Origin of the sequence: Pseudoalteromonas sp. MEBiC 03607 (assembly GCF_004792295.1) — a bacterium.
GTDB classification, from domain to species: Bacteria; Pseudomonadota; Gammaproteobacteria; order Enterobacterales; family Alteromonadaceae; genus Pseudoalteromonas; species Pseudoalteromonas lipolytica_C.
The window spans coordinates 1,795,825-1,807,997 of the sequence record NZ_SRRY01000001.1 but is presented as its reverse complement, the minus strand read 5'-3'; the positions used below and the strand labels follow the sequence as shown (position 1 = coordinate 1,807,997).

Sequence of the window (12,173 nt, the reverse complement as noted above, 5' to 3'; positions counted from 1 at the left end):
CAATAAACTCCCTTCTACTTGATGATAAAGCTGTAGCCTTCTTTAACTATAGCAACCATTTGTTTTTCAGCCAGTTTAAAAAAGTGGCACAAATCTCGCTAAGTAGGAGTAACTAAACACTCCGGGGGGAGAATTTTAATGGAAAATGTCCATATTTTGACGCAGCGAGTGTCTGCGCGAGGCGAATTTCTGCCGTTTTCGGCAGAGCATTACCGAATAAATGAAACAAATAATCCACATGACTTAATTGCTAAGCTGCAAACCACACTTTCAATTGAGAATATACTGACGATTTTTGCTAATCATGCAAAACAACTGATTAATTTATCGGGATTACAGTTCCAGTCTTCACTCGGCGTGTCTCAGAGTGCAGGGAGTGATACATCTCAAACGCCTTACTCTTTTGATTTAGATATCGAAAGTGAGCGTTTAGGGCAATTAATTTACTTTAGCCAATTCCCAATGGGTAAAGGCATAGAAGCTAAATTAGAACAGTTACACAGTGCGCTGGTTTATCCACTTCGTAATGCCATTATGTATAACCGCGTATTACGTTTGGCAACGAAAGATGCCCTAACAGGCTTAAATAACCGAAGTCAATTTAATGACAGTTTGGCGCAAAAGCTTGAACGTTGTCGTCGCCAAAACCGACCATTTAGCCTAATGTTGCTTGATTTAGATAATTTCAAACAAGTGAACGATAGTTTCGGTCATAAAATTGGTGATGATGTTTTACAAGAGTTCTCAGAAGTACTATGCAGTAGTGTTAGAGGAACAGACTCAATTTTTCGCTTTGGTGGCGACGAGTTTGCACTATTAATTGACGACCCAGAATTCACAACTAACAAAGTAGTTGCAGAACGAATTATGCGGCTGGTGAAAAAGTCTAACTTGATGACACAATACCGCGTAACTTCAAGTATTGGTTATACTTTAGCAACTAACCAAGATTGCGAAAATGATGTATTTGCCCGTGCAGATAAAGGTCTGTACAAAGCTAAAGCAGCAGGAAGAAACTGCGCCAGAGCTTTTTAATTAACAGAAAGCCTAGCATCCCCCGCTAGGCTTTTTTAACTTTAAACTTATAGCAAAGTAATACCAGCCAAAAGCCAGCAAAAAAGCCGCTTAACAAGTAGAGCAATGCAGCCATGGTGGTAAGGGGTGATACCATCACTAAGGCCAATGGCGTAAGTACGCCTAAAATAAAGAATATACCACCTTTACCTGACCAATATCCTAGTAGCAATACTGAACACAACAGGCCGCCAGCTAAGGCATAAAGTAGTGTCAGTAAGCTCAAGTCTGTATAAACAAAACCAGCAATAACAGCAACTAACAGTGACAACACCAAACCTAGTGGTGCCTTATTAACTAGTGATAAACCAACATGTGGTTGTTCACTCATAGAATATCTCCCAAAAAATTCCTTCATCAACACTGTGCTCAGCGCTAGTGAAATAGCCCACTACTTGCACGAGTTGATCGTTATAAAAAATAAGTGGTGTTTGCGCACGTAACCAAGGGGCCACTTTGGCATCTTTAAACCAATGTTTTAAGGTGTTTGAGCCAGGCTTTTTTAAGGGTTTTATACGTGCTTGCGGCTTATTAAATTCAACGCTTACTTGCTCATTTTTTAAAGGCTTTCTGATGCCCTTCCCCTGCTTAACGATAAGTTTACGGCCATCAGTGAGCTCTATAGGCTGTAAGTTAATATCCATTGCCTGTGGTATTGCCTGCTCAGTCACAAAGTACCAATGTTGCTGATGACGACGAACATCGCCGCTTTGCAAACAAATTTTTAGCTGCGCATCTGCTTGTGCCGTTAAACCTTGCTCAATAATTTGCTGTAGCTGATTTTCTGAAGGTAGTTGATGGGTAAACTGATTTAGCCACGCACGCACAAGATTTGCTTGTCTGGGCTTACTAAACTCCGCAATTGCAACACAGCTTAAACCACCCTGTGAATTTTGGCAGTGTGCAAGGTCACTTTGCGTATATTCATCGAGCAGCGATTGCTGTTGTTGTAACAGCCGAATACTGCGCGCTGCACTTTTTTCAAACCCTTGAAAACGATCCATTAAAATAGGCAAAACTTGATGACGTAAAAAATTGCGGTCAAAGCGCTCATCAACATTTGAATCATCAGTGATATGGGTAATGGCAAATTTAATGGCAAACTGTTCAATTTGCTCACGTGTGATATTAATCAGCGGTCTAAAACATACTCGCCCAGACGCTAATAACCGCGTTTGTGGCATTGATGCTAAGCCTTGCAGGCCTGAGCCGCGTTTAAGCCGCAACAAGAAGGTTTCGAGTTGGTCATTTAAGTGCTGACCAAGCAGTATTACACTGCCTGCCACGCAGTTTTCGTCAAGAGCTTGGTATCTTGCCTCTCGCGCTTGTGCCTCGAGTGAAGTGCGCGAGCGCTCTTGGATTTCAACGCGCACCGCTTTAAATGCTACACCGAGCTCTTCACATAGTGACTTACAAAATCCTTGCCACTCATCGGCATACTTACTCAAACCATGATTAACATACACAGCTTCAAGCTTAAGCTCTGGGAGCTGCTTTTGAACTTGGTTCATTAAATGTAACAACACAACAGAGTCAACACCGCCTGATAAGGCAACACTAAAGCAGCTGTGTTCAGCGTTCAGCAACGGCCGTAATTGAGCTAAAAAATGGTGATATAAATCTGATGTTTGCATTAAAAACCAATGAGTATACAAGCGTCTGTGTTATCAGCATTATAAAACAAAAAAAGCCGCAAAAGCGGCTTTTTTCAATTTTAAGCAGTGTTTAGCAATAACCAAACGACATTAAACGTTTGTAACGCTGATCAAGCATTTCATCAAGTGAAAGGCCTTGTAATTCAGCTAGGTCGCGTTTAAGTTGGTTTTTAAGATTACGTGCCATCGCATCGTAATTGCGGTGCGCACCACCTAAAGGCTCTTCAATCACATTGTTGATTAAATCAAGCTCTTTAACGCGCGCTGCGGTTACACCCATTGCTTCTGCAGCTAATGGTGCTTTATCTGCGCTTTTCCATAAGATTGATGCACAACCTTCTGGCGAGATCACAGAGTAAGTGCTGTATTGCAACATGTTAACGCGGTCACCCACACCAATTGCAAGTGCACCACCTGAACCACCTTCACCAATTACAGTACAGATCGTTGGTACTTTTAACGCAGCCATTACTTTAAGATTGCGTGCGATAGCCTCACTTTGACCACGCTCTTCAGCACCAACACCTGGGTATGCCCCTGGTGTGTCGATAAATGTCATAATTGGCATTTTAAAGCGCTCAGCCATTTCCATTAAGCGTAATGCTTTACGGTAACCTTCTGGCTTTGGCATACCAAAGTTGCGTTTGATTTTTTCAGCCGTGTCACGACCTTTTTGTTGGCCGATAACCATTACAGGTTGACCTTCAAAACGTGCAATACCACCTAATATAGCTGGGTCGTTAGCGAAGGTACGGTCGCCTGCTAGTTCGTCAAATTCCGTGAAAATGCGCTCGATGTAATCACGAGTATAAGGACGCAACGGATGACGGGCTAACTGAGAAACCTGCCAAGCACCTAATTCAGAGAAAATTTTCTCTTTCATTTCAGCACTTTTTTCTTTTAATCGACTGACTTCCTCTTCTAATCCAAGGTCTAATTCGCCAGCGCGGCTTACATTTTGTAATTCTTCAATTTTTGCTTCTAATTCTGCGATTGGAAGCTCAAAATCAAGATAATTGAGGCTCATGCTCTAAACTACCTAATTAATTAAATTCTAGTTCTACATCTTGCGCCGCCATCAATGACAACTTATGAATTAAGTCATCACTAGGCGTAACACACCATTCAGTCCCTAAGGTAATCTCAGCCAACGCATCCGGACGTTGATAGAATACTTTAATAGGACATGTACCAAACTTATAAGGTTCAAGTACTTTTTGTAAATTATCGAAGAAGTTTGCCTCGATCTGCACCATATTCAGCGTCATTTTAATCGCTTTTATACGTTTTTCTCGCGCTTCGGCAATGGTGCATATGTCTCTAGCAGTCATTGTAATGCCACCAGAGAAGTTATCAAAGCTGACCTGTCCGGATATTACCAAGATATTGTTAACTTGCAGCATATCTTGGTACATTTCAAACTGTTCTGGGAATAAGCGTACATCAATACGGGCACTCTTGTCATCTAAAGTTATAAGACCCCAACGATTTCCCTTTTTATTTATCAAGGTTCGGGCATTGATAACAAGGCCAGCCGCTGTTGACTGCACATCACGATTTGTGGGCTGCAAGTCTACTAGCCTTCCCGAGGTGTAATGCTTTAGTTCTTTACGGTACTGGTTAATTGGATGGCCAGTTAAGTAAAGCCCTAAGGTATCTTTTTCACCGTCTAGCCATTGCTTATCAGTTAAGTCTGTCGCTTTGATAAACGCCTGTTCAACTTCGTCTGGTTCAGTAGCCAATAAACCAAACAAATCTGCTTGCCCTAATGACTCTGCTTTATGATGTTGATCTGCCGCTCGCATGGCATCTTTTAAGCTCGCTAATAAGGTCGCACGACCTGGCTGGGTTTTATCTGGGCCAAGTTGATCAAGTGCGCCTGCATAGATAAGTTTTTCGACCACGCGCTTGTTTAAGCGTTTTAAGTCAACTCTGGCACAAAAATCAAATAAGTCTTTAAACGGGCCGCCTTCACTTCGAGCTTCTAAAATAGCTTCAACCGGTGCTTCACCCACGCCTTTAATGGCACCAATGCCATAAACAATCTCACCTTTTAGATTAACAGTAAACTTGTACTCACCGGCATTTACATCAGGCGGTAACAAGGTCAGTTTCATGTTTTCACATTCATCAACCAAGGTAACAATTTTATCGGTGTTATCCATATCCGCCGACATTACTGCCGCCATAAACTCAGCTGGATAATGGGTCTTCATCCACAGTGTTTGATACGACACCAGTGCATAAGCAGCAGAGTGCGATTTGTTAAAACCATAACCCGCGAATTTCTCTACCAAGTCGAAGATTTTCATTGCAAGTTCGCCGTCAACGCCATTATTTATAGCGCCTTCTTCAAAAGTCGAACGTTGCTTTGCCATCTCTTCAGGCTTTTTCTTACCCATTGCACGACGCAGCATGTCAGCGCCACCAAGGGTATAACCGGCAAGTACCTGCGCAATTTGCATTACTTGTTCTTGATAAAGAATGATACCGTAGGTCGGCTCAAGAATAGGCTTTAGGCTTTCATGTTGCCACTGAACGTCTGGGTAAGATATTTCTTCTCGGCCGTGCTTACGGTCGATAAAGTTATCTACCATGCCTGATTGCAATGGACCTGGGCGGAACAGTGCCACCAGTGCGATCATATCTTCGAAGCAGTCGGGCTTTAGACGACGAATAAGATCTTTCATACCACGAGATTCGAGCTGGAATACCGCGGTGGTTTCGGCGCGTAGCAATAACTCAATACTTGGCTTGTCATCAAGTGGAATGGCGTTAATATCAACCGGCTCTTTACCCTCGCGGGCTAAGCGCTCATTGGTCATATCAAGCGCCCACTGCAAGATGGTAAGCGTTCTTAAACCTAAGAAGTCAAACTTAACTAAGCCCGCCGTCTCAACGTCGTTTTTATCAAATTGAGTAACCGGGAATTTACCTTCATCATCACAATAAAGGGCCGCAAAGTCAGTGATAGTGGTTGGTGATATTACAACACCACCAGCGTGTTTACCGGCGTTACGTGTACACCCTTCGAGGATGCGACACATATCGATAAGCTCTTTTACCTCTTCATCACCGTCGTAGGCTTCTTGTAAACGCGGCTCAACATCAAACGCTTTAGCCAAGGTCATGCCCGGATCGCCCGGTACTAATTTTGAAATACGATCAACAAAGCCGTAAGGGTGACCAAGTACACGGCCTACGTCACGGATAACCGCTTTTGCAGCCATGGTACCAAAGGTGATGATCTGAGATACCGCGTCACGGCCATAAAGCGCCGCTACGTGGTCAATTACCTCATCGCGCCTATCCATACAGAAGTCGACGTCGAAATCGGGCATTGAAATACGTTCAGGGTTCAAGAAACGTTCGAATAGTAAGTCAAATTCGAGTGGATCGAGGTCGGTGATTTTTAGTGCGTAAGCAACCAATGAACCGGCACCCGAACCACGTCCTGGACCTACTGGAATATTATTATCTTTACTCCACTGAATGAACTCCATTACGATCAAGAAGTAACCCGGGAAACCCATTTGGTTGATTACGTCGAGCTCTATTTTCAGACGCTCATCATACTCACCCCGTTTTTCTTTGCGCTCTTGCTCATCGGGGAATAAAAACTGTAAACGCTCTTCAAGACCATCTTCAGAGACTTTAACCAAGAAGTCTTCAATTTTCAGTGAACCGGTTGGGTAATCAGGTAAGAAGTAAGTTCCTAGCTGCACGGTTACATTACAGCGCTTGGCAATTTCTACGGTGTTTTCTAACGCTTCTGGAATATCGCTAAATAGCTCAGCCATTTGCTCCGCTGTTTTTAGATATTGCTGCTCAGAAAAACGTTTTGGTCTGCGTTTATCTTCTAGGGTATAACCGTCATGGATTGCCACTCGGATTTCGTGGGCTTCAAAATTTTCTGGTTTTAAAAACACCACTTCATTCGTTGCTACCACAGGTAACTGCTCTTTTGCGGCAAGCTCAACAGCCAGATGCAGATAATCTTCTTCTAGGGGGCGTTCAGTACGAATAAGCTCAATATAATAATGATCGCTAAAGTGCTGCTTATAAAAGCTAACCACAGACTCAATAAGACCAGGGTTGCCTTTTAGTAGGGCTTTGCCTAAGTCGCCATCTTTAGCGCCTGATAATAAAATCAGGCCATTTTTATTCTCTACCAACCATTCGCGATCAACCACAGGGCGATGAAATAAATGCCCGCGCTGGTACGCTTTAGAGATCAATAAGGTAAGGTTTTTATAGCCTTCGTTATCTTTCGCTAAGATGGTAATGCGACTTGGTTCATCTTCAAACTCAGGGCTTCTTAACCAAAAGTCAGCACCAACTATAGGCTTAATCCCAGCGCCATGCGCCGCACCATAAAATCGCACCAAACCACATAAGTTCATCTGGTCAGTGATTGCCAGCGCTGGCATTTGCAACTCTTCTGCTTTAGCTACAATCGGCTTGGTTTTAGCAAGGCCGTCCACCATTGAGAAATCTGAGTGAACACGTAAGTGAACAAATTGCGGCGCAGGCATTACAATTGCTCTCCTTTCAACGCCAAAATGCGCTGAACAGGTTTAAAGCTCTTACGATGCTCTGCAATTGCCCCGTATTGTTCGAGTGCCGCAAAGTGCGCTTTAGTTGGATAGCCTTTATGACCTGCAAAGCCATAGTCAGGATAACGCTTATCAAGCTCAATCATTTCTTCGTCACGGGCAACTTTCGCTAAAATAGATGCCGCAGAAATCTCTTCAACGAGGCTATCACCTTTTACTACCGCCTGTGCTGGCACAGTTAACTGGCTAGGCACACGATTACCATCAATAAAAACAAACTCAGGCTTTACACTTAAGCCTTCAACCGCACGGCTCATTGCAAGCATAGTGGCATGTAGAATATTTAACTCGTCAATTTCAGTTGGGCTGCAACGGCCAATGGCATAGCACAGAGCTTTTTCTTTTATTTCTATCGCTAATAATTGGCGTTTTTTATCTGATAACTTTTTAGAATCAGCTAAACCTGCTATTGGCTTATTCGGATCAAGTATTACCGCAGCGGTAACAACATCACCCACTAATGGGCCACGGCCAACTTCATCTACACCTGCTATATAATTAACATTCGGTCGTTCAATTTGCATTTAGTAACTCCGCGACTGCAGCTGCAGCTTGTTCGTTGGCATTTAATCTTATGTCTTTATGAATAGCTAAAAAGCGCGCTTTTAATTCGCTGTTATCCGTATTCAACATAGGTGTTAGCGCAGCTGATAAGTTTTCAACATTACACTCAGTTTGTAAGTATTCTGGAACAAGTTCTTCATCGGCTAATAAATTAGGCAACGAAAAATATTTAATGTTAAAAGTGAATAGTGTTTTAAAAATCCAATAACTCAGTGGCTTAATTTTGTAGCCCACGACCATCGGCTTTTTATACAGCATGCCTTCAAGCGTTGCGGTACCTGAGGCAAGCAAAATGGCATCAGCAGCTTGCATTGCAAGGTTTGATTGACCATCCAATAATTGCAGTGTTAAATCAGGGGCTGTTCTTTCTAAAATCTCACAAAACTGTGCTTTTCGTTTTTCATTGACTAACGGCACTACAATTTTAAGATCAGGATTTTGCGCCTGTAATTTCGCTGCTGTTTGAATATAGGTTTCGCTTAAAAGCCCTACTTCAGAACCCCGGCTACCTGGTAACAAAGCAAGTACTTTATCTGTTTGTGATAAACCAAGCTGATTACGCGCTTCGGTTTGGTCATGCTCAAGCGCAATATCATCAGCTAATGTGTGACCCACAAATGTACAAGGTACATCGTGCTTATCGTAAAAGGCTTTTTCAAATGGTAATAGTGCCAATACTAAATTGGTAGCCGCACTGATTTTATGTATACGTTTTTCGCGCCACGCCCACACTGACGGGCTGACATATTGAATCGTTTTGATACCTGCATCTTTTAACGGTTTTTCAACACGTAAATTAAAATCAGGCGCATCAATGCCAATAAATACATCCGGTGGGTTGTCGATAAAATGCTGCACCAATTGTTTGCGTATTTTGAGTAGGCGCGGTAATCGGCCTAGCACTTCGACTAGGCCCATCACTGATAATTCGTCCATATCGAATAATGTATTGCAACCAGCCGCTTGCATACGCGGGCCCGCAATCCCCTCAAAAATAGCATCAGGAAAACGGCGTTTAAGTGCTTTTATTAACCCTTCACCTAAAATATCACCTGATAACTCACCTGCCACCAAGGCAATACGTAACGGCTTTGTTTGTTCTTTCATTCGTTGATAATTCGCAACTTTTGGCACTAATGAAAATGAGTTTACCGTGTTTTAGCAGTCGGATAAATGTCACAGAGTTAATAAATACTAGAAATCGAAATTACGCTAAAAAGTCGTCGATTCTTTATACACAGTTTACCGCTCAAAGTAGCGGTAGATAATTAGTCAGATTCTTAAAAATAATAAAAATTAACTAAGTAAGCCATAGTAAATGAGCTTTTTATAACGATTAAATATTTGAAAGTGTAGAGCATTATCTCTAACCTGTAGAAAAGATATACAGAGGCTGTCTGTCTTTTTTTCGTACTTTTCTATTGACTAAAATGGATACAAGGTTAGAATTCACAAAGTTTCAATAATTACTGAAACTTTATGACAGATTTTTGTCGTGTCTACCGCACCCGCTAACAAGGAGCTAAACGATGATAGATGAAACATTTGTGGATCTATCGCGATTGCAATTTGCAATCACTGCCCTATTTCACTTCCTATTTGTTCCACTTACCTTAGGTATGACGTGGATTTTGGTGATCATGGAATCCGTTTACGTGATGACTGGTCGCGAAATTTATCGTGATATGACTAAGTTCTGGGGGAAATTGTTTGGTATCAACTTTGCGATTGGTGTGGCCACGGGTCTAACTATGGAGTTTGAGTTTGGTACCAATTGGTCTTATTACTCTCACTATGTGGGCGATATTTTTGGCGCACCACTGGCCATTGAAGGCTTAATGGCTTTCTTTTTAGAGTCAACTTTTGTGGGTATGTTCTTTTTAGGCTGGGAGCGTTTGAGTAAACGTCAGCATCTAGGTGCAACCTTCTTAATGGCATTAGGGACTAATTTATCTGCACTATGGATTTTAGTCGCAAATGGTTGGATGCAAAATCCGGTAGGTGCTGAATTTAATTACCAAACCATGCGTATGGAAATGACCAGCTTTGCTGAACTAGTATTTAACCCTGTTGCACAAGTTAAGTTTATTCATACTGTATCAGCAGGTTATGTTGCAGCATCTATGTTTGTACTGGGTATTAGTAGTTGGTACATCTTAAAAGGTCGTGACCTTGCTTTTGCCAAACGCTCATTTTCGGTCGCATCAGGGTTTGGTTTAGCGTCAATTTTGTGTGTGATTTTACTGGGTGATGAATCTGGCTACGAAGTTGGCGAGGTACAAAAAGTAAAACTCGCAACCATTGAAGCTGAGTGGCACACCGAAGAAGCCCCTGCCGCATTTACGCTAGTCGGTATTCCTGACTCAGAAGAGCAAGTCACTCACGCCGCTGTAAAAATCCCCTACGCACTGGGTATTATTGCTACTCGCTCAATTGACGAGCAAGTAACGGGCATTAAAGACCTTGAAGAGCAGCATGAAAAGCGTATTCGTAATGGCATGATTGCATACGAATACTTAGAAAAGCTTCGCAGCGGTGAAGACACTCCTGAAAACATTGCAAAATTCGATACCTTAAAAGCTGATTTAGGCTATGGTTTGCTACTTAAGCGCTATACGCCTAACGTGGTTGATGCAACAGAAGAGCACATTCAAAAAGCAGTGAAAGATTCAATCCCTCAAGTGGGCCCAATGTTCTGGTCATTTAGGATCATGGTTGGTTGTGGTGTGATCATGCTTGGCGTATTTGTCTTATCTTTTTATTACAACGCACACCGAATTATTGAGCAAAAGCGTTGGTTATTGTGGGCTGCGGTATGGAGTATTCCACTGCCTTGGATTGCTATTGAGTTTGGTTGGATTGTTGCTGAATACGGCCGTCAACCTTGGGCAATTTCGGAAATTTTACCGACCTTCTTGGCAACCTCATCACTGACGGTCAATGACCTATTGATTAGTATTACTGGTTTCTTAGTATTCTACACAGGTCTTGCTGCGGTTGAAGGTTGGCTGATGCTGCGCTTTATAAAACAAGGGCCAAGCTCGCTTCATACTGGTAAATATCACCATGAACTTGTCAAAGCAGATAGTCTTGCAAGCCAAGGAGCTCAATCATGATTTTTGATTACGAAACTCTTAAACTAATTTGGTGGCTGTTAATTGGTGTATTACTGATTGGCTTTGCAGTGACCGATGGTATGGACATGGGTGTGGCAATTTTGCTTCGCCTAGTGGGTAAAACCGATGTTGAACGCCGAACGGTTATTAACACCATTGGTGCTCACTGGGATGGTAACCAAGTTTGGTTCATCACTGCTGGGGGGGCGCTTTTTGCAGCCTGGCCTATGGTCTACGCGGCTGCGTTCTCTGGCTTTTACTTTGCCATGATGCTGGTATTATTTGCGCTATTTTTCAGACCACTTGGCTTTGATTACCGCTCAAAAATAGATTCACCGCGCTGGCGTAATAACTGGGATTGGGGCCTATTTGCAGGTAGTTTTATTCCGGCTCTAGTATTTGGTGTGGCATTTGGTAACTTGCTACAAGGTGTGCCTTATCACATTGATGACCTACTGCGTGTTAGCTACCAAGGCTCATTCTTCGCGCTATTAAATCCATTTGCCATTGTTGCAGGCCTTGTGAGTGTACTTATGCTCGTTGGCCACGCTGGTATGTGGCTACAACTTCGAACTGATGCGGAGGTTGCAAAACGCTCAGCACAATATGGCCGATATGCACTGATGGCGTTTATTGTATTGTTTGCTTTAGCAGGTGTGTGGGTATCTCAACTTGATGGTTATACAATCGTCAGCATGGGCGATACTCAAGGCTATGCCAACCCACTGGCTAAAACAGTAACGCAAGCACCGGGGGCATGGCTTGATAACTATACAAAAATGCCATTAACCATGCTGTTCCCTGCCCTTGCATTCGTTATGGCGGCACTGGCAATAGTGTTATCTAAATTACAAAAACCAGCGATGGCACTGATCGCTTCAAGCCTAATGCTTGCTGGCGTGATACTCACTGCGGGTATGTCAATGTTCCCGTTTGTTATGCCTTCGAGCAACAACCCTAATATTAGTTTAACCATGTGGGATGCGGTTTCGAGCCATATGACACTTAACGTGATGTTTATTGCTGCAGTTATTTTTGTACCACTTATTCTTATCTACACAACATGGTGTTATGTGAAGATGTGGCGCAAAGTAACCATCAGTGAAATTGAAAACAACACTCACGGTAGCTATTAAGGAGATTAAAAT

General features: G+C 42.6%; 9 protein-coding genes. 3 read left to right on the top strand and 6 right to left on the bottom strand.

Annotated features, from left to right (window positions below):
- The first annotated feature begins 138 nt into the window (after positions 1-138).
- A complete protein-coding gene (locus tag E5N72_RS08280; protein ID WP_135924028.1) occupies positions 139-1,035 on the top strand; it encodes a GGDEF domain-containing protein in 897 nt (298 codons plus the stop codon).
- A 25-nt stretch (positions 1,036-1,060) separates the two neighbouring features.
- Here E5N72_RS08280 and E5N72_RS08275 read toward each other — a convergent pair whose 3' ends face one another.
- The 6 genes from E5N72_RS08275 to lpxB all read right to left on the bottom strand — a co-directional run bounded on the left by E5N72_RS08275 (position 1,061) and on the right by lpxB (position 9,016).
- Positions 1,061-1,405, bottom strand: coding sequence for a hypothetical protein (locus E5N72_RS08275; RefSeq protein WP_135924027.1), 345 nt, complete (start codon positions 1,403-1,405; stop codon positions 1,061-1,063).
- Positions 1,398-2,708, bottom strand: coding sequence for a tRNA lysidine(34) synthetase TilS (gene tilS / locus E5N72_RS08270; protein ID WP_135924026.1), 1,311 nt, complete (start codon positions 2,706-2,708; stop codon positions 1,398-1,400). The genes E5N72_RS08275 and tilS overlap by 8 nt, the downstream gene beginning before the upstream one ends.
- A gap of 91 nt (positions 2,709-2,799) precedes the next feature.
- A complete protein-coding gene (gene accA / locus E5N72_RS08265) occupies positions 2,800-3,756 on the bottom strand; it encodes an acetyl-CoA carboxylase carboxyl transferase subunit alpha (protein ID WP_135924025.1) in 957 nt (318 codons plus the stop codon).
- Positions 3,757-3,772: 16 nt separating this feature from the next.
- A complete protein-coding gene (gene dnaE / locus E5N72_RS08260) occupies positions 3,773-7,264 on the bottom strand; it encodes a DNA polymerase III subunit alpha (RefSeq protein ID WP_135924024.1) in 3,492 nt (1,163 codons plus the stop codon).
- Positions 7,264-7,869: a ribonuclease HII gene (gene rnhB, locus E5N72_RS08255; protein WP_135924023.1), complete on the bottom strand. Its 606-nt coding sequence runs from the start codon at positions 7,867-7,869 to the stop codon at positions 7,264-7,266. Before rnhB ends, dnaE begins: the two co-directional genes overlap by 1 nt.
- The gene (gene lpxB, locus E5N72_RS08250) at positions 7,859-9,016 is read right to left on the bottom strand and encodes a lipid-A-disaccharide synthase (protein ID WP_135924022.1); all 1,158 of its coding nucleotides are present in this window, start codon (positions 9,014-9,016) and stop codon (positions 7,859-7,861) included. Before lpxB ends, rnhB begins: the two co-directional genes overlap by 11 nt.
- A 422-nt stretch (positions 9,017-9,438) precedes the next feature.
- Here lpxB and E5N72_RS08245 point away from each other — a divergent pair, with 422 nt between their 5' ends.
- Both E5N72_RS08245 and cydB read left to right on the top strand, forming a co-directional pair.
- Positions 9,439-11,025: a cytochrome ubiquinol oxidase subunit I gene (locus tag E5N72_RS08245; protein ID WP_135924021.1), complete on the top strand. Its 1,587-nt coding sequence runs from the start codon at positions 9,439-9,441 to the stop codon at positions 11,023-11,025.
- Entirely contained in the window at positions 11,022-12,161 is a 1,140-nt protein-coding gene (cydB, locus tag E5N72_RS08240; RefSeq protein ID WP_135924020.1) for a cytochrome d ubiquinol oxidase subunit II, read from the top strand. Before E5N72_RS08245 ends, cydB begins: the two co-directional genes overlap by 4 nt.
- The last annotated feature ends 12 nt before the right edge of the window (positions 12,162-12,173 follow it).

Coding starts and splice junctions, on each gene's coding strand:
- E5N72_RS08280 (WP_135924028.1), top strand. CDS start 139: ATGGAAAATGTCCATATTTTGACGCAGCGAGTGTCTGCGCGAGGCGAA.
- E5N72_RS08275 (WP_135924027.1), bottom strand. CDS start 1,405: ATGAGTGAACAACCACATGTTGGTTTATCACTAGTTAATAAGGCACCA.
- tilS (WP_135924026.1), bottom strand. CDS start 2,708: ATGCAAACATCAGATTTATATCACCATTTTTTAGCTCAATTACGGCCG.
- accA (WP_135924025.1), bottom strand. CDS start 3,756: ATGAGCCTCAATTATCTTGATTTTGAGCTTCCAATCGCAGAATTAGAA.
- dnaE (WP_135924024.1), bottom strand. CDS start 7,264: ATGCCTGCGCCGCAATTTGTTCACTTACGTGTTCACTCAGATTTCTCA.
- rnhB (WP_135924023.1), bottom strand. CDS start 7,869: ATGCAAATTGAACGACCGAATGTTAATTATATAGCAGGTGTAGATGAA.
- lpxB (WP_135924022.1), bottom strand. CDS start 9,016: ATGAAAGAACAAACAAAGCCGTTACGTATTGCCTTGGTGGCAGGTGAG.
- E5N72_RS08245 (WP_135924021.1), top strand. CDS start 9,439: ATGATAGATGAAACATTTGTGGATCTATCGCGATTGCAATTTGCAATC.
- cydB (WP_135924020.1), top strand. CDS start 11,022: ATGATTTTTGATTACGAAACTCTTAAACTAATTTGGTGGCTGTTAATT.